Annotated in this window: 18 protein-coding genes; 12 read left to right on the top strand and 6 right to left on the bottom strand. The window is 47.7% G+C overall.

All coding sequences use genetic code 11. The annotated features are described in order from the left end of the window. The first annotated feature begins 76 nt into the window (after window positions 1-76). Entirely contained in the window at window positions 77-1,147 is a 1,071-nt protein-coding gene (locus WH95_RS03145; protein WP_046502764.1) for an anhydro-N-acetylmuramic acid kinase, read from the top strand. 101 nt (window positions 1,148-1,248) lie between these two features. Here the strand turns inward: WH95_RS03145 and WH95_RS03140 are convergent, their stop codons facing one another. After that, complete coding sequence (locus WH95_RS03140) at window positions 1,249-1,902, bottom strand: alpha/beta hydrolase (protein ID WP_046502762.1); 654 nt, start codon at window positions 1,900-1,902, stop codon at window positions 1,249-1,251. A gap of 245 nt (window positions 1,903-2,147) precedes the next feature. Between WH95_RS03140 and cysE the strand changes: the two genes are divergently transcribed. The 4 genes from cysE to WH95_RS03120 all read left to right on the top strand — a co-directional run bounded on the left by cysE (window position 2,148) and on the right by WH95_RS03120 (window position 6,046). Next, entirely contained in the window at window positions 2,148-2,927 is a 780-nt protein-coding gene (gene cysE / locus WH95_RS03135; protein ID WP_046502760.1) for a serine O-acetyltransferase, read from the top strand. A 138-nt stretch (window positions 2,928-3,065) separates the two neighbouring features. Further along, the gene (locus WH95_RS03130) at window positions 3,066-3,536 is read left to right on the top strand and encodes an Rrf2 family transcriptional regulator (RefSeq protein ID WP_046502758.1); all 471 of its coding nucleotides are present in this window, start codon (window positions 3,066-3,068) and stop codon (window positions 3,534-3,536) included. A 132-nt stretch (window positions 3,537-3,668) separates the two neighbouring features. Then, a complete protein-coding gene (locus WH95_RS03125; RefSeq protein ID WP_046502756.1) occupies window positions 3,669-4,781 on the top strand; it encodes a cysteine desulfurase family protein in 1,113 nt (370 codons plus the stop codon). A gap of 71 nt (window positions 4,782-4,852) precedes the next feature. Next, entirely contained in the window at window positions 4,853-6,046 is a 1,194-nt protein-coding gene (locus WH95_RS03120) for an aminotransferase class V-fold PLP-dependent enzyme (protein ID WP_046503332.1), read from the top strand. A gap of 84 nt (window positions 6,047-6,130) precedes the next feature. Here the strand turns inward: WH95_RS03120 and WH95_RS03115 are convergent, their stop codons facing one another. Further along, window positions 6,131-8,161, bottom strand: coding sequence for a TRAP transporter permease (locus WH95_RS03115; protein ID WP_046502752.1), 2,031 nt, complete (start codon window positions 8,159-8,161; stop codon window positions 6,131-6,133). 135 nt (window positions 8,162-8,296) lie between these two features. After that, window positions 8,297-9,310: a TAXI family TRAP transporter solute-binding subunit gene (locus WH95_RS03110; RefSeq protein WP_204247686.1), complete on the bottom strand. Its 1,014-nt coding sequence runs from the start codon at window positions 9,308-9,310 to the stop codon at window positions 8,297-8,299. 432 nt (window positions 9,311-9,742) lie between these two features. Between WH95_RS03110 and WH95_RS03105 the strand changes: the two genes are divergently transcribed. Further along, on the top strand, window positions 9,743-10,057 hold the full coding sequence (locus tag WH95_RS03105) for a ferredoxin family 2Fe-2S iron-sulfur cluster binding protein (RefSeq protein ID WP_046502750.1): 315 nt from the start codon (window positions 9,743-9,745) through the stop codon (window positions 10,055-10,057). A 93-nt stretch (window positions 10,058-10,150) separates the two neighbouring features. After that, window positions 10,151-10,831 carry a thiaminase II gene (tenA, locus tag WH95_RS03100; protein WP_046502749.1) on the top strand — a complete coding sequence of 227 codons (681 nt, stop codon included), beginning with the start codon at window positions 10,151-10,153 and terminating at the stop codon, window positions 10,829-10,831. Window positions 10,832-10,923: 92 nt separating this feature from the next. Here tenA and WH95_RS03095 read toward each other — a convergent pair whose 3' ends face one another. Next, window positions 10,924-12,180, bottom strand: a complete 1,257-nt coding sequence (locus tag WH95_RS03095) for a cation:proton antiporter (protein ID WP_046502746.1) — start codon at window positions 12,178-12,180, stop codon at window positions 10,924-10,926. A gap of 284 nt (window positions 12,181-12,464) precedes the next feature. On the opposite strand from WH95_RS03095, the gene WH95_RS03090 reads away from it, so the two are divergent. Together WH95_RS03090 and WH95_RS03085 are read left to right on the top strand one after the other, a co-directional pair. Next, window positions 12,465-13,034, top strand: a complete 570-nt coding sequence (locus tag WH95_RS03090) for a phosphatase PAP2 family protein (RefSeq protein ID WP_046502744.1) — start codon at window positions 12,465-12,467, stop codon at window positions 13,032-13,034. Between the two features lie 64 nt (window positions 13,035-13,098). Then, window positions 13,099-13,542: a methyltransferase family protein gene (locus WH95_RS03085; RefSeq protein ID WP_046502742.1), complete on the top strand. Its 444-nt coding sequence runs from the start codon at window positions 13,099-13,101 to the stop codon at window positions 13,540-13,542. A 25-nt stretch (window positions 13,543-13,567) separates the two neighbouring features. Here WH95_RS03085 and WH95_RS03080 read toward each other — a convergent pair whose 3' ends face one another. After that, entirely contained in the window at window positions 13,568-14,092 is a 525-nt protein-coding gene (locus tag WH95_RS03080) for a DUF2000 domain-containing protein (RefSeq protein ID WP_082113969.1), read from the bottom strand. 114 nt (window positions 14,093-14,206) lie between these two features. Between WH95_RS03080 and WH95_RS03075 the strand changes: the two genes are divergently transcribed. The 3 genes from WH95_RS03075 (at window position 14,207) to WH95_RS03065 (ending at window position 17,154) form a co-directional block, all read left to right on the top strand. Continuing rightward, on the top strand, window positions 14,207-15,112 hold the full coding sequence (locus tag WH95_RS03075; RefSeq protein WP_046502739.1) for a LysR family transcriptional regulator: 906 nt from the start codon (window positions 14,207-14,209) through the stop codon (window positions 15,110-15,112). Between the two features lie 130 nt (window positions 15,113-15,242). After that, window positions 15,243-16,025 carry a substrate-binding periplasmic protein gene (locus tag WH95_RS03070; RefSeq protein WP_218044430.1) on the top strand — a complete coding sequence of 261 codons (783 nt, stop codon included), beginning with the start codon at window positions 15,243-15,245 and terminating at the stop codon, window positions 16,023-16,025. A 307-nt stretch (window positions 16,026-16,332) separates the two neighbouring features. After that, the gene (locus WH95_RS03065; protein WP_046502737.1) at window positions 16,333-17,154 is read left to right on the top strand and encodes a bifunctional allantoicase/(S)-ureidoglycine aminohydrolase; all 822 of its coding nucleotides are present in this window, start codon (window positions 16,333-16,335) and stop codon (window positions 17,152-17,154) included. 135 nt (window positions 17,155-17,289) lie between these two features. On the opposite strand, the gene WH95_RS03060 is transcribed toward WH95_RS03065, so the two are convergent. Beyond that, entirely contained in the window at window positions 17,290-18,159 is an 870-nt protein-coding gene (locus WH95_RS03060) for a LysR family transcriptional regulator (protein ID WP_046502735.1), read from the bottom strand. Between the last annotated feature and the right edge of the window lie 33 nt (window positions 18,160-18,192).

The following is an 18,192-nucleotide window of genomic DNA, read 5'->3' as shown; positions in this document are numbered from 1 at the left end:
AACAATGAGTTTATTCTCATCGGGCGGAAAGCTCATCAGATAGCTAGGATAAGGGCAGATAAATGGATATGGGCAAATGAGTGTGGGCAAGTGGCTTCTGGGATTGATGAGCGGCACGTCCATGGATGGGATTGATGCGGCCCTGATTAAAAGTGATGGATACCGTGTGACAGAAACGGGCATGACACTCAGTTATAATTACAGCCCGGAACAGCGTTCTTTGCTTCAAAGTGTTATGGGGGAGGGTAAGGACGTGCGGGTTGCCGAAGAACAGATGACCCGGTGGCACCATGACGCTGTAACGGCGTTACTGAATAAAGCTAATCTAACTTCTGAGGATGTTGAGCTTATCGGCTTCCACGGCCAAACGACCTTTCACGATCCGTCCCGGCGTATCACTGTCCAGATTGGGAATGGCGACCTGCTTGCCAAACTGTCCGGTATCCCCGTGGTGAATGATTTTCGCAAAGCCGATGTTGCTGCGGGGGGCGAAGGTGCGCCCTTTGCGCCGCTTTATCACCAGGCATTGGCACAGGACCTAGAAAAACCGCTTGTGGTGCTCAATATTGGCGGGGTTTCCAATATTACCTATCTTGACCCGGATGGAACGGTGCTGGCCTGTGATACTGGCCCGGGAAACGGTTTGATTGATGACTGGGTGGAAAAGCATTTCGGGCAAGCAATGGATGAAGGTGGAAAGATTGCAGCCAAAGGAACGGTGAATACAGCCGCTTTGGACGTCATGCTCGACAAGCCTTTCTTTGATCAGGCCCCGCCAAAGTCACTGGATCGATATGATTTTAATCTGGATGCGGTTCAGAACCTTAACCCGGAAGATGGTGCCGCAACCCTGACGGCTTTCACTGCTGCGGTAAATGCAAAGATTGTCGGCTTCCTGCCAAAAAGGCCAGAACGCTGGGTCGTCACAGGTGGCGGGCGGCATAATCCGGTTTTGATGGAGGCTTTGCGATCTGCTTTGGGTGTAGCAGTTGACCCGGTAGAACGCGTTGGATGGGACGGGGATGCGCTGGAAGCACAAGCCTTTGCCTTCCTCGCCAAACGCAGCCAGTTGGAATTGCCGCTGTCTCTGCCAACCACAACCAAGGTTCCAGAACCCTGCCTTGGCGGTGTGTTGCACGCGGCATAAGAAGAAAGGCCGCTCAAGAACATCAATCTTAAGCGGCCTTTTCTATACTTGGTTAGAGGAATATATCTCAGATTTATCCTGCAACCTTTATTCTCAAGCTCTTACTCTTCAACCGGGGCGACCAGGCGCTGGCTGACGTAATCCTGAATATGGCTGTCGATGATTTCCATCTCGTTTTCGAAATAGTGTCCGGCGGTTGGCTCAACGCGGTAATCGATAGCGATACCTTTTTGGGCGTTTAGCTTGTCAACCAGTTTGGCTGTGGCAGATTCCGGTACAACATCATCACGCTCGCCCTGAACAATCAGGCCGGATGACGGACACGGGGCGAGGAAGCTGAAATCAAACATGTTTGCCGGGGGCGCGATAGAGATAAAGCCGTCAATTTCCGGGCGGCGCATCAAAAGCTGCATGCTGATCCAGGCACCGAACGAGAAGCCGGAAACCCAGCACTGGCTTGCATTGGCATTAACGGACTGTAGCCAGTCAAGCGCGGATGCAGCATCAGACAGTTCGCCTTCACCTTCGTCGAAAGTTCCCTGTGAACGGCCAACGCCACGGAAGTTGAAGCGCAGAACGGAAAAGCCCTGTGCCTTGAATGAATTGAACATCGTGTAAACGATTTTGTTGTTCATTGTGCCGCCGTGCTGTGGATGCGGGTGAAGCATCAAGGCAATGGGCGCATTTGGTGTTGGATTGTGAAAATAGCGTCCTTCGAGACGTCCTTCCGGACCGTTCAAAATAATATCAGGCATGCAGTCACAGTTCCCCTTCGTCGAATTTCGAGGCTTTATTTCAGCCGTGCACCTGTTTAGACTGACCCGGACATAGCCAAGGTGGTCGGTCCAAACACTATAGTTACACTTGACCCTGACGATCTTGATAATTATATCGCAGACAATGTGCAATGTGTTTTCAATGCATTGTATATAAGCCAGTGCTTGCCCTGAGCCAAATACCTTTTTCAATAAAGTAAAAAGGTTCACAAGGAAACGAACCCATGTTCGACAGAATCAAGGCCGAAATTGATGCAACGATGTCCCGTGATCCGGCCGCGCGATCACGTATGGAAGTGGTGTTGTGTTACCCCGGTTTTCAGGCCGTTACGCTCCATCGTTTATCGAACAAGCTCTGGCGAAGTAACTGGCGCTTGCTGGCCCGCAGTCTGTCCCATATCGGGCGGGTTATCACGGGAATAGAGATTCACCCCGGCGCGACAATCGGTAAGGGCTTTTTTATTGATCACGGCATGGGTGTCGTTATCGGAGAGACCTCTATCATTGGCGACAATGTGACGCTTTATCATGGCGTGACTTTGGGCGGTGTTGCCCCTAGTGTCGATTCTGACAGTCAGCGGGGAACAAAAAGACATCCGACGCTGGAATGTGGGGTGATCGTTGGGTCCGGTGCACAGGTGTTGGGGCCTATTACGGTTTCCAGATGCGCGCGTATCGGGGCCAATGCTGTGGTCACCAAAGATATTCCAAAGTGTGCAACAGTGGTTGGTATTCCGGGCAAGGTTGTGAATACCAAATCTGATCGCCTTTCTGCGCCGACGCTGCCTGTTATCGAAGATCAGCCCTTTGTTGCCTATGGAACCCCGACCGGGGATGTTCCTGATCCGGTGGCAAAGACGCTGGAAGGTCTGTTGAACGAGGTTCAGTCATTGCGAAGTCGGTTGAATGCACTGGAAGGTCAGGAAGATTATCAAAAAAATCTACTGACAAAAACGGCAGAGAATGACAAGAAAGACGACGTAGGGGACAAAACGCCCTCGTAAAAAAAATGATAGACGTAAAATAATGATAGCCTGCTTCGTCAGGCGGTATCTTGATGATATGCTATCAAAAAAAGCTATTGACCAAAGGTGATTGGATAGTTCGAAAGAAAACTATCCATTAGGTTAGGAGAGAAGGTTGTGAAACTGAGCACAAAAGGTCGTTATGCCGTTATGGCGATGGTTGATCTGGCTCTTTATGCCAATGAGCGTCCTGTGTCCCTCGCAGAGATTGCGGATCGACAGGAAATCTCGCTCTCTTATCTTGAGCAGTTATTTGCAAAACTCAGGCGCGAGAAACTGGTGATGTCAATTCGCGGGCCCGGTGGTGGCTATCGTATGGCCAAAGAAGCAAACGAGACTGATATTGCTGAAATTTTCAAAGCAGTTGAAGAGCCTATAAGGGCAACGGCTTGTAATCCGATGTCTCCGCATGGTTGCCGTAGTGATAAAAGCAGATGTGTGACGCACGATTTGTGGCAGGGCCTTTCCAATCACATATATCGCTATCTTCATGGTGTATCGATCGCCGATGTTATTGAACGCCGTGTTGACCCCGGATCCGATATCTTTATGTCCCCCGAACCCAATGATGGCGTTGCAGCCCAATAATAGGGGCCAGTTACTGGACCTGCCCATCGTAAAGTTAATAAGCTGTTTAAAAGCTAGTGGTATAAATCCCAAATAGTATAACCCGATTTAGCTATTAAGCTCGTTGACCTGTTTTAGAATGTGATTTCCTATATGAACAGCCCGATTTATCTGGACTATAATGCGACTGCCCCCGTTCGCCCCGAAGCAATTGAAGCTGTTACGACTGCGATGAAGCAAACGGGGAATCCGTCATCTATTCACACATATGGTCGATCTGCACGCCGGCTGGTAGAAGATGCCCGGGCCGAGATTGCATCCCTGATGGGGACAAAACCGGCCCGGATCGTTTTTACATCTGGGGGAACGGAAGCCAATAATCTGGCCTTGCGTGGGGCAGAACGATCCCGGGTTTTAATCTCGTCCATTGAACACGATTCCGTTTTACAGGTTCATGAAGGCGCGATCAGAATACCCGTGGATACGCATGGTCGGATAGATCTAAACGCACTGGAAGATCTATTGTCTGTTGATCCTGAAAACACGTTGGTTTCTGTGATGATGGCGAACAATGAAACGGGGGTTTTACAGCCCGTAAAAGAAATTGTGTCCCTTGCTCATGCAAAGGGAGCTTTGGTGCACTGTGATGCCGTTCAGGCCGCGGGAAAGACAGATATTAACTGTGAAGAACTGAATATGGATTTTACAACAATTTCCTCGCACAAAATGGGTGGTCCACAAGGTGCAGGCGCTCTTATTCTGGGCAAGGGGCTGGAAATAAAATCACAGCAGCTTGGCGGGGGACAGGAACGCCGCCGCCGGGGTGGCACAGAAAATGTGCCAGGGATCGCTGGTTTTGGCGTTGCGGCCAGATTATCGCGCGAAGGGTTGGCTGAAATTCAAGAAAAGTCATATCTTCGGGATGCAATGGAACAGAAGATGCTGGCGGCTGCACCGGGGGCGCGGGTGTTCGGGGCAGAGGTGGAACGGGTGCCAAATACCACGACCATAACCATGCCGGGGGTGCCATCTGATACCCAACTCATGGTCTTGGATCTGGAAGGCTATGCCGTATCATCCGGTTCGGCCTGTTCTTCGGGCAAGGTGCAAACATCCCATGTGCTAAAGGCAATGGGGGCAGATGAAAAAACGGCTGGGGAAGCCATCCGCATTTCTACGGGGTGGGCCAGCACGGATACCGATCTGGATCAATTTGCTGACGCTTGGATAGCGCTGTTCAAACGCAAGGGAGAGCGCCCGGATTAAGAGAACTATCCGTTGATAGAAACAAAATGCCGATGCTCTGATCAATAGCTAGAATGAATAATCAAAAGCCAATGCCACAGTTAAAAGCCAACCGGTCCGAAAAGCCGATCTATCTTGACTATCAGGCCACAACCCCGACGGATCCCCGGGTTGTGAAGGATATGATGCCTTATTTTACCGAAAGCTTTGGCAATCCGCACTCTGTCGATCACGCCTATGGCTGGGAAGCGGAAGAGGTGGTTGATAAAGCCAGAGAGCAGATTGCAGACGCTATTGGGGCTGATCCACGGGAAATTGTCTTCACATCAGGTGCTACAGAATCAAACAATCTGGCGATTAAAGGTACAGCGCGTTTTATCCGGGATAATCCCAAAGGAACACCTCGCAATCAGGTTATAACGGCTGTTACCGAGCATAAATGTGTTCTGGAATCTGTCGCCCGTCTGGAACGTGAAGGTTTTGAGGTTGTACGCTTGCCTGTTAATGCTGGTGGTTTGATTGATCTGGACCAACTGCAAGATATCGTCTCTGAAAAGACGGCGCTGGTTTCCTTGATGGCGGTTAATAACGAGATCGGTGTTATTCAGAACCTCACTCAAATAGGGGAAATCTGTAAAGAGGTCGGGGCCAAATTCCATAGCGACGCCGCACAGGCCATTGGTAAAATTCCATTGGATGTGAACCGGATGCAGATTGATCTGATGAGTATATCCGGCCATAAAATTTATGGTCCGAAAGGAATTGGGGCGCTTTATGTGCGTAGACGTCCCCGGGTTCGTTTAGAGCCTTTGATGGATGGCGGTGGGCAGGAACGTGGGTTTAGGTCCGGAACATTGGCAACACCGCTTTGTGTTGGGTTGGGGGCTGCCGCTCAATACGCTAACGAGGCTTTGTTTACAGAGTATGACCGTCTGTCTTCGTTGAGTACGCGATTTAGAAAGGCCCTTGAAGCCAAGGTAGATGGCCTGTGCTTTAATGGCGATGAAGACCAACGTATTCCGGGTAATCTGAATATTACCTTTGAGGGACTATCCGGGGCAGATATTATGAAGGCGGCGCCAAAACTGGCAATGTCTATGGGATCGGCATGCACATCTGCGGATCTGGACCCGTCATATGTTTTAAAGGCGCTGGGCCATGACGATGATCAGGCCTTGGCTTCGTTACGGATAGGTTTTGGCCGTTTTACGACGGAAGAAGAGATTGACGAAGCTGTTGATATTTTGGTGGCGACAGTCAAAAAGATGCGATCGTCTAGCACCTAAAATTCGGTCGTTATCTTTTACATTTATTGCATCAAATCCTGTTCGTAATCTCTTTCATAGCCTGTTCTTGATTTATCCCAACCGCTACCTGGGTTCTGGTACGTGGTTTTGACGTTGTTTTAGCTGCATCAGAAGAACAGGGGCAAACAGCAGGATGCCAATGCCCATGGTTTCTAACCCCGGTGCAATAAATAACAGGGATACCAAGCCGACCCACCAGCGTTGTCGACTGCTGAGAGGGGCAAGAAAATACCCGGCAAAAGACATGCCGATCAAACTGATACCGATCATTGCCCCCGCAAGCGTGATTGTAAACGCCGTCCAGGTAAAGCCATCTGTAACCAGTAACAGGGCCGGGGAATAGACAAAGATAAATGGCACCAGAGCTTTGGCGATGCCCAGTTTAAAGGCCGTGTTCCCGGTTTGAAAGGGATTGGACCCGGCTATTCCAGCCGCTGCATAGGCGGCAAGTGCTACGGGCGGTGTTATGTCTGCTAGAACGCCGTAATAAAAGACAAAAAAGTGGGAAACCAGTGGCTGTATCTGTAGCTGCGCAAGGGCAGGGGCCGCGACGGCCACTAAAATGATATAGGTTGCTGTGGTGGGGATACCTGCGCCCATAATAATACAGGATATCGCAATCAATATCAGTGTGAAAAACAGTGCCCACTGTTCAATGGCAAAGTAAGAAAGGGGCCAAATGTTGCCAACAAGATTACCAAGGTCCGTAGCCGTTTGTATAACAACATAACCTAAGCGAAAGCCAACGCCTGTCAGGGTGACAACACCAACAATAATACCGACACAGGCCGCCGCAGCCCCAACCGCCAGCGTATTTTTTGCGCCAAGGGAAAGCGCGTTCCACAGGTCTTTGAAGGTTAGTCGATTAACCGGATTAAGAAAGCCGACAACGACACAGGCAATAATTCCATAAACAGCCGCGAAGTCAGGTGTTTTTCCACTCAGTATTAAATAAACAAGGATTGCCAGCGGTATGATCGACAGCCAGTGTTGTTTCAGAACCAGAACGGCTTTGGGTAATTCATCTTTTGATAATCCCTTGAGGCCAAGTTTTCTGGCCTCTAGGTGAACCATGATAAATATGCCGAAGTAATGTAACAGGGCGGGGAATAAAGCAGCGGCCAGAATATCCCTGAGAGGTATTTCCAGATACTCGACCATGATAAAAGCTGCTGCACCAAGTATCGGTGGCGTGATTTGCCCACCTGTTGATGCGGTTGCTTCTACGGCCCCGGCAAAGTGTGGCGGATAGCCAACCCGCTTCATCGCCGGAATGGTCAGGGCACCTGTGGTTACTGTGTTGGCGATGGAAGACCCGGAAATGGTCCCCATGAAGGCAGATGAAAAAATGGCAACCTTTGCTGGTCCACCGGAATAGCGCCCGGCGATGACCATGGCAAGATCGATAAACAGCTGTCCCAACCCGATACGTGTTGCAAGAACACCAAAGAGAATGAAAAGAAAGACATACTGGGCCATGACGCCAATGGCGATGCCATAAATTCCCTGATTGGTCAGATAGAGATGATTAACCAGCCCGGCCCAGCTGGTGCCGCCATGTTTCAGTGCGCCAGGGGCTAACGGACCGAAAAGGGCAAAAAGAATGAATATCAATCCAATAATGGGAAGCGTTGGCCCAACAGATCGCCTTGCGGCCTCTAGGGTGAGCACCAACAGAGCCGTTCCCATTAAAATATCATTTTGCGAGGGGTTCCCGACCCTGGTCGCAAGCTGTTCAGGTGGTAGAAGTGGCAGGTAAAGGGCGGTGACCACTGCCAGTATAGCAAAAATTAAATCAAGAAATGAAATGCCATTAAAATAAAAGAAACCTGTTTGTGGGGTTTTAGAGGCCTTTTTTCGAAACCCAAAAAGTAAAAACACCAGACTCAAGACAAAAGAAAGATGGATACCCCGGTGTAAAACCTCGCGGATAAGGGCAAACCCAGAGGCATAAAAATGGTAAAGAGACATGGAAACCAGTAACAGGGTCACCAACAGAGTGATCATGCGGCCAGTTGGTCGAAAAGCCATTTCGGGATCGTATTTTTCTTCTATTTCGGCCAGTTGTTCGGCTGTTAAATTTTCGCCACTCATACTTTGGTTTCCCTGATTATCGGGGTTGGTTCCCGTTTTTATTTAACCAAGATCCCGAAATCATTGACGATAACTTCGGGATCTTGGTTTGTTTTAAACGTTTCCTATTTGGAAAACGCCGGAAAAGAAGTTGGATTATTTGATAAGGCCAACTTCCTTGTAATAACGCTCTGCGCCTGGATGCACAGGCACACCAATGCCTGAAAGCGCTGTTTCAAGGGTGATTGTTTTACCCTTGGCATGACCAACGTCCAACAGTTTACGTGATTTATCGTTCCAAAGAGCTTTGGTGATTTGATAAATCAGTTCTTCGTCCTGATCGGCGGATGTATACCATTGGGCCCCAACGGCAACTGTTGCGGTTTCCTCGACACCTTCGTAGGCTCCCGCCGGGATTACGCTTTGTGAAAAGAAGCCGTATTTCTCGGCCAGTGCCTGGGCACCTTTACCGTCGATTGGGACAAGCTTGATGTCATCGGCAGATGCCAATTCAACAAGGGAACCAGTTGGGTAGCCAGCCACTACAAAGAAGGCATCAATCTTGCCGTTTCTCAAGGCTTCTGCGGCGGCGTTTCCTTTTAGGGCTTCGGCGGTAACATCATCAAGTGTCAGACCGTTGGCTTCTAGAATAAGACCAGCATCCACATAGGTTCCTGAGCCTGGCTCATCCAGCGAAACGCGCTTGCCTTTTAGATCGGCAACAGAGTTGATACCGCTTTTATCAAGGGCAACCAGATGGATATGCTCTTCAAACAAAGCCGCGATGGAACGCAATTTTGTTGCTGGCTCTTTGCCGTCCATTGTACCCGTGCCTGTATAGGCCCAATAGGCAACATCAGACTGGGCAAAACCAGAATTACGCAGACCGGAAAGAACCGCATTGATGTTATCAACTGAACCGCGTGATGATACGGCAGAGGCGATCAAGCCATCAACACCACAGCTACCGCCTTCTTCACAGGGACGGGACCCCGGTGGTTTGGAAATGGCATTGGCAATGACACCACCAACTGGATAATAGGTATAGGCTGTACCACCAGTTCCGATGGTAAAGAAGTTAATTTCCTGTGCCTGTGCAGAGACAGCGCTCAGGGTCAAAGCGGTTGCAGTTACTATTCCTGCAGCCATTCTTTTGGCCATAAATTTCATTGTCGATTTCCTCCTCAAATGGATCACGTATTGATGCCATTAATAATATCGGGTTGCCGAATAGTATTATTGGCAGTGTTGATTTTTTATATTGTGGAATTAAACGTTTGGATTGGTTTTGAGTGATAGTTACTTTTAATTACCGTATCAGGGTAGTTTTTGTATTTCAAATGCACAACAAAAGATTTTAAATTACCCTGAGAAATTTTAAAACCACAAAGAAAGCACCTGCAAGGCGAGTGTCTAGCAGCTGAATTCAGGTCCGGAAATGTCTGTAAAGGAATGTAGGCGTCGTTATTCCGCAAGCAGGTGGCGAAAATAACTTCCCAAAATGGTCTTTGACAGCGTATATAGGCTGCAATATTCAGGTTGCTGCCTTGGTTGCCATATAAAAGCGATGGCAGATAGAGGTTAAGTTAGGAGAATTGGCAGATGCCAAAGATGACTTTTGTCGAAAACGACGGAACAGAAAAAGAAGTGGATGCACCACTGGGGCTTTCCGTCCTCGAGATTGCTCAACGTAATGATATTGATATCGAAGGTGCTTGCGAAGGCTCTCTGGCCTGCGCGACCTGCCATGTGGTCATAGACCCCAGTTGGTATGGCAAGCTGGAAGAAGTGTCCGAAGACGAAGAAGATATGCTTGATCTGGCTTTTAATCTGACTGAAACGTCCCGCTTGGGGTGTCAGTTGATTATCTCTGAAGAACTGGATGGCCTTAAAGTAAAGCTTCCAGACTCACTTTAGGTTCTTTATCAATACAGCGGTTTGTTTCTCAAACCGCTTTTTTCTTATCAAAAGCAGATTGTCTTAAACCATTATAATCGAAATTATCGAACCATGTCTTTCTATGAAGATTTAAAAGCACAGTGCCCTGACGACTGGACATCATATGTCTATCATCCCTTTGTTCAGGGGATGGGCGAAGGGACTTTACCAAAAGAGGCTTTTAAGCATTACCTCATTCAGGATTATCTTTTTTTGATAAACTTTGGCCGTGCCTATGCATTGGCCGTTTTCAAAAGCGATAATCTGGACGATATGCGTCAGGCAGCGGCGACGATGAACGCGCTTTTGAATGACGAGATGCAGTTGCACATCAGCTATTGTGCCGAGTGGGGAATTGCAAAGGATGTTCTTGAAGCGGAGAGAGAGGCATCTGCCAATCTGGCCTATACACGCTATGTGATGGAACGCGGACTTTCCGGTGATGTTCTGGATTTATTGGTTGCTTTGGCCCCTTGTGTCATGGGTTATGCAGAAATCGGATCGCGTTTGGCGGATGAACATATGGCAGATATGGAAAACAATCCTTATCGTCCATGGATTGAAATGTATGCCTCTAGCGATTATCAACAGGCTGCGGCGGGTGCTTATGGCCAGCTGGAGCGGGTGGCTATGTCCCGACTGGGTGAAGACTATCAGAATTCAGGGCGTTGGAAAGATCTGTGCAACACCTTTGCGACGGCAACCAGACTGGAAGCGGGTTTTTGGGAAATGGGTATGACCGGATCTATGTAGGGTCAATTGTGTAAAGCTGATTGGCTTTTTTTGACATATGCATTAAGGCAGCAGGAATTTTCCCGCTGCCTTTTTGTTTTGCATATAATCGCTTACTTCACGAAGTGTTCGACGACCTTTTTGACCGTTAGACCCTGAACAATAATCGAGAAAATAACGACGCCATAGGTAATGGCAAGCAAGCTTTCTTTTTCTGGAATATTGGGAAGAGAGAGTACCAGTGCGACAGATATACCGCCGCGAAGGCCGCCCCAAGTGAGCACTGCAACAGCGCCCGGTGTATATTTGGCCTTTAGGCTCAGCAGGCTGATCGGCAGGCCCACAGCAATAAAACGGGCGATAAGAACAACGGGGATCATGAGCAGGGTCGCAGCCAGGTTTGTTGCTGTTTCCGTAATCGCGAGAATTTCAAAGCCGATGATCAGGAATAGGGCCGCATTCATTATTTCATCCAGCAGGGTCCAGAATTTATTGACGTGATCCCGCGTACTCTCTGACATGGCGAAGCGCATGCCTCTGTTCCCGATCAAAAGCCCGGCAATGACAACGGCTATCGGGCCGGAAAAATGCAAGGCGTAGGCCAGGCTATAGCTCATCATGACCAGTGCGAGTGTAATGAGAACCTCTATCGTATATTCATCAATACTTTTCAGGGCCAGATAGGCAATATACCCGGTGGCTAGCCCCAAAACGGCGCCTCCGCCAGCTTCCAACAAAAAGAGGCGAGTGATTTCATATGTCCCGATCGCGTCATCTGACGGGGATTGGGTTGCAATGGCGACCAGAATGGTAAAGACGACAACGCCGACACCATCGTTGAACAGGCTCTCCCCGGCAATCTTGGCTTTAAGCGAACGGGGCACCTTTACTGTTTTGAGAATTCCTAGAACCGCAACAGGATCGGTCGGTGCGATAAGGCTACCAAAAATCAGACAATAGATCAGCGGAATGTCAAGCCCGATCAACCCTGTCAGATAAAACATGGCGAAGCCGATCAGGAAAGTGGATATCAGTACACCGAAAGTTGCCATAAGTGTAATGGCATATTTGCGATGTAATAGATCTTCGATGTCAACGTGAAGTGCCCCGGCGAAAAGGAGGAAAGACAACATGCCTTTCATCAAGGTTTCATGAAAATCGATTTGTGCAAGGGAAAGTCTTACAGCGTTTTGAATGCCCAAGTCCGGCAAGATAACATCAACCAGCATCACAATGAATGAAGCAATCAGGGCAATGATAACCAGCCCGATAGAAATGGGCATGCGAAGCCAGCGGTGGTTAATGTATCCGAAGCTGGCGGCGAGTGTGATGGTGATGGCGGCAATATTAAAAAGAGAAAGAGTTGGCATAAATCAATCGCTGTTTTGAAACCTGTGGATACGGCAGCTTATCGCGGAATAGACAGAGTTCAACAGAAGAAATGTCAGCAGGAAATATTCCTCATAATTAATATCGAATATAGATAAACTGTCAGGTTTCTGTAAGGAACACGCTTTATATCATTACATAATGAGAGTTTTGTGTGGGTATCACAGGTTCTTTGAAAGATATATTTCATGAAAATTGATGCAACGCAAAGTTTGAAGTGCTGTTGTGGCAGTTTTCATTTGGTATTTAAAAATCTGGTGTGTGAATGCAGGAATTGAACTTAAGTGTCTTTGAGATGATCAATGCGACATCGGACACAGCCTTGTGGTTGATTGACTGGGGACGGTTTTTGTCGTGGTGGCCACAGCTTATTGCCGTTTGCGGGCTGTTAATCTTTATCCTGGGTAAAAACGATGATACCGCAGGGGGAATATTACCTGTTCTAGCAACCATTGGTGTGGCAACTGGGCTGAATCATACGCTTGCGTGGGCATATCCTTTGGTATCTCCTGTCGATATCCATATGGGATATTCCTGGATGCGAGGCGCTTCTCTTGGGCAGTGGATGGGGCCTTATCCGATCTTTCTATCCACACTTACACTTAGTTGCATGATATGGTTCAGGAATTACCTGTTCTGTGGCTGCCTTTGCTGTCTTGTTATAGCAAATGCCTGGGGAGTGGTTCTTGTGGGGAACTATTTTCCGTCTCAATTTTTGTTGGGAATGGTTATCGGGGCTTCCGGTACTCTGTTGGTTGTTCTGTGCGTTCATGGTCAGAGAAAATTACGAGACTACGCCACATCCAGTGAGAATACTTTAAGTACAATGTCTTGATTGCAAGCTTTCCAAATTACCTGAATAAAGACCAGAATAAAAAACGGATTAAAGGTTAGAAAACATGCAGAGATTATTACCGCCTTTTTTGTTTTTGATCTGTGTCGTTATGATGGTTTTGTTGAGCACAGATTATCCGATTATTCGTTTTTTACAGTATCCGTGGACACTGATCGGAATACTGGATTTGATTGGTGGTTTGGGCATCACGTTAGTTGCTGGCATCCAGTTTATGCGGGCTAAAACCAACTTGAAAACCTTTAACAAACCTGATCAGTTTGTCACATCGGGGCTTTTCAAGTTTAGCCGTAATCCCATGTATTTGGGTTTTGCGATTGCAATCATTGGCGTTGCGATTTATTTGGGTGCTTTATCGCCTTTCTTTATTTGTATTCTGTTCATTGTTATCGCAGATCGTTGGTATATCGCCTATGAGGAACGCGTGATGGCAGATACCTTTGGTCAGAATTACATGGACTATAAGGCTAAGGTGCGTCGCTGGATCTAGCTGGGCGGATAACAAATCAGGGGATTTACCGAAGAAGCCCAAGGTTCCCCGTAAACTTGTTGACCAGTTTTTTCGGGCCGTAAAGTGCCATTCCACAGAAAATAAGCTGTTCTGTCGGTGTGCTTAACATTTGTTTTGAATATTCCATATAAGTCTGGGTCGTTCTGGTCGTATCGATTAAATCGACAACCGTGACCTGATGTTCGTACGGCCTTACCTGTTCACGTAAGTGATGCAATAAGGGGGCGGTGCCCTTCAAAACAGGAACTGGCAGGATTGTGATGCCGTGATGATTGTGCCCGTCGCTATCGTTAATGTCTTTGCCGATTATTTCCGGGTGTTGTTTTCCGATTGATAGTGAAAGGACAGAGGCCGTATTGGCTATGAAGCCGATGGCCATTGTATGGTCCACGATAATAACGCATTTGTGTGTCGTCGGAAGGTTACTGGATTTTTCAACAGGTGAATGAGGCGAAACTTTTTCTGTTGTCGTCTTTTCGACGATCAAACCGTTGCTGGCAAAGGTGCCTTTTTCTAATCTGTTATCCATTTTCATTATGTCCTGTCGGCAAATAGGAATTGGTAAATTCGGACAACTATAGCTTTATCTTGTTGCTGTGATAATATGATCTAATTGGTATTGATTGTTTGAAAAAGTTATTCAATGATTGACGAATTAAGAGCGATGACTGTTTTTGCCAAGACGGTCGAAACCGGATCTTTTCGGGCTGCATCTCGTGAATTGGGGCTGTCGCCATCGGTTGTTAGTCATCATGTATCCCAACTGGAAAACAAACTTGGTGTTGCCCTGTTGTATCGATCAACACGGCGATTGTCCCTTACCAGTGATGGGGAAAAGCTGTTCGGCTTTGCAAAGCAAATGCTGGCCTTGGCCGAAAATGGTTTTGATGCGATTGCGACCAAAGCGACCGTGCCTAGTGGTAAACTGACGATAACATTACCTGCGGGATTTATTCAGGGGCCAATGGTTGATGATTTGGCTAAATTTGCCCAAGACCATCCAAATGTTAAATTGTCGGTTAACTTTAGTGATCATCAACAGGATATAATCCGCGATGGGATCGATGTTGCCATTCGTGTTGGAACAGTTCAGGACAGTACATTAAAGTCCAAGAAGCTTGCTGATTTGGAGCGCAAACTTGTTGTGTCCCCCATTTATATGGAATCTCGTCCCAAACCATTAAAAATTCAGGATCTGTCCAGCTGGGATTTTATTGGTCTTAAAATGAGGCCTAATGATAAACGACTGACAAATAAATCTGGAGAGTCGATTTGCTTGGCCTATGAGCCCCAGATTGTCTTGGATAACATTCATGCGGTTGTGCAAATGGCGCGCGCAGGTTTGGGGGTGATTACACCCCCTGATTTTCTGGTGGCAGAAGATATCAAGCAAGGCAAAATGATAGAGCTTTTCCCGAAATGGAAGGTAGAGAGCTTACCCGTTTATGCAATATGGCCCCCGAATGCACCACGCGAAGGGCTTACCCATCGTTTTATTCATTATCTAGAGCTGTCTGGGAAAAAGCGACAATCTGTATCTTCGCCATAGTAAACGTTCACTAAAGCGACTGTTTGGCTGGTGAAAAGTAAAAAAAAAGGCTATGATAAAAATCATCATCTTTTGTTTATATTGTGATTTATAAGGCTGATGTCTGGGGTTCTCTGTGGGGAGAGGAAGTTTGGCGTCATTTTTGCCAGTTCTACGCATTAAGCAGTTGCTTTTATTTCTTGTTGGTTTGGTTTTCTTTTCAACCCAAGCGTCGAGTAAAGACGTTACAATTGGTATGGGGAATTTTGAACCTTATTATATCGCCGAAGAACATGGGGGTATTTTTACCGAGATTATTACAGCTGCTTTTAAGGAAATTCCAGATCATGATCCGGTTTTTATTTTTGGGCGCCCAAATAATCGCTTGTGGCAGGATTTTAATCGTAGAAAAGTTGATGCAGTTTCTAACTTATTTGACAGTGTCGAGGTCGAAGCCTGTCGGTCTGATCCCGCTTTCAGGTTTCGTGATGTTGCTATTTCACTTGCAGAGAAAAATCTTACTCTTGAGAAGGTTCAAGACCTGAGAGGGTTGAACATAATTTCCTTTCAGGGGGCAAAAGATTTTTTTGGTCCAGAGTTTTCAGAAACGGTAGAAGATAGCGTGTTTTCTGTGGCTTCAGACCCGGGGGTTCAGGCGCAAGCCTTGTGGGATGGGCGTGTTGATGTGAGTGTTGGGGATATGTTCATTTTTTTGAATAGCTTAAAGAACCTGTCCGGAAATAACGTTCCGGCAAGTCTGTTTAAAATACATGACATTCTGCCCGTTGTTTATACACACATGGGCTTTTGGGATACAGAACTCTGCGCAAAATTTAACAAGGCTCTGCAAAAGATAAAAGATAATGGTGAGTACGAAAAAATTTACGACCGCTATTTACGCCTCTATGGCGTGACGTCTAGTCCAAGTGGTTGATTGATACGTAACGAAGCCATAATGTCAGTAAAGTAAGGTCAAGCCAAAGTCTTATGAGTTCAGCTTGGTATCATCGGAGAAGTACGTCTTATTGAGAGTTCCTTCAGTATAGGGCAGAATGCTTTGAGCGAAGTTTTTCGGTTCTATCGTGACGGCACAGATAGGTTAGCTGCTTAAAAGGACCTTGCAAGAATGCATATGGACTGCTGAAATTTTTGCAACAGAGCCTAGAATAGTGATATTACCTCACAACAATATTTATTTAATCCATTTTCCTTTTCACTACCCCTTTTTCGAGGTCTAAGACATGTCGCACTCTTCTTACTATTCCCCCCAGGGCGGGCTGGCCCCGCAGACCCAGATTTTAACTGACCGCGCCATGTTTACAGAGGCCTATGCCGTGATCCCCAAGGGGACCATGAGCGATATCGTCACCAGTTTCCTGCCCCATTGGGACAAGACGCGGCTCTGGGTGCTTTCGCGGCCGCTGTCTGGTTTTGCCGAGACCTTTTGCCAATACATTATGGAGGTCCAGCCCGGCGGCGGTAGTACCAAGCCCGAGCCGAATGCCCAGGCGCAAGGGGTGATTTTTGTGGTCGAGGGCGGCCTGAGCCTGACCATTGAAGGAACGACTCACGACCTGACCGAGGGCGGTTATGCGTACTTGCCTGCGGGCTGTAACTGGAGCCTCGTCAACAATACGAATACCCAGGTAAAGTTCCACTGGGTGCGCAAGGCCTATGAAGCCGTTGATGGGCTAGACAAGCCCGACGCCTTTGTCACCAATGAAAAAGATATTGTCCCCACTGCCATGCCCGATACCGATGGCAAATGGGCGACCACCCGCTTTGTCGAACCGGACGATCTACGCCACGACATGCACGTCAATATCGTTACCTTTCAGCCCGGCGGTGTGATCCCATTTGCAGAAACCCACGTCATGGAACATGGGCTTTATGTGCTGGAGGGCAAGGCGGTCTATCGTCTCAATCAGGATTGGGTCGAGGTCGAGGCCGGCGATTACATGTGGCTGCGGGCCTTTTGCCCGCAAGCCTGCTACGCCGGCGGCCCCGGTCCCTTCCGTTACCTGCTCTATAAAGACGTAAATCGCCATATGAAACTGGGCTAGGGAATTGCACCTGAACCAAAAGGTATTTGTATTCTCTGTTTGCCAGCCATGGTCTAACAGCAAATGGTCTGGCAGAAAATGATTTGAATGTTATCCTTATTCGTTGTGGGAGTTAATTATTGGACGTTTTACATGTTAAATAGCTGCCGCGATTTCAGTGAGCCAGTTTTTTACAAGATGAATGTGTTTTGTTAATACAAGATCGCGTGGGTAAATTAGCCCGTACTCGCTGCCATCCTCTTTGAAGCCCATTGGGGCAACGATGCGCCCTTTTTCAATATCATCAATCGCGAGGACATAGGGGCAAAGTGCTACACCCAAGCCATTCGCGGCTGCTTCGGCCATCAGAAAATGATGATCCAGGGATCTGATTTCTCTTGGCGGTGGTGCGTGCTTTTCCTGCCTTGACCATGTCTCCCATGCATCTGGACGGGTTCTTGATGCCAGACCGATGTAGTTATGATTATCAAAATGAACCCGCATTTCGGGTTTCATAACCGGGCCTATTTTTTCTTGCATAAGAACGTCAACTTCCCAATGGGGATCTATTGGAAAATCCAGCCGTCGAATAGCAAGTGTGATCCTGTCACGTTTAAAGTCAAGCGTGCCGCCCCCGACAGATAGGTGAAGCTCGACATCTGGGTGTCGGTCCTGAAAGTGACTTAATCTTGGTATCAGCCAGCGCATGGCAACTGACCGTTCGCAAGACAGTACAATGGGGTTGTTGTTTGTATCCTGTTTAATTGTTGCCACGGCTTTGGATAGTTCATCCAAGGCATTGCGCGCGGCTTTGCTCAGAATTTCTCCGTCTCTGGTGATCGCAATGCCACGACCATCGGGTTCTGACAGTTTGATGCCAATGTCCCGGGATAACTTGGTTATGCGTCTGCTGACAGCACCATGGGTGAGGGAAAGTTCTTCTGAAGCTGCCTTGACAGATCCCAGGCGAGCCACGGCTTCGAAGGCGCGAATATCATCAAGAGATGGAATTTCAGATCGTTTCATTCGTGATTATATATCACGAATATTGGTTATTTT

Source organism: Kiloniella litopenaei, assembly GCF_000982415.1.
GTDB lineage: Bacteria > Pseudomonadota > Alphaproteobacteria > Kiloniellales > Kiloniellaceae > Kiloniella > Kiloniella litopenaei.
Note: the sequence above shows the minus strand (reverse complement) of the source record. Positions and strands in the feature narration are given on the sequence as shown.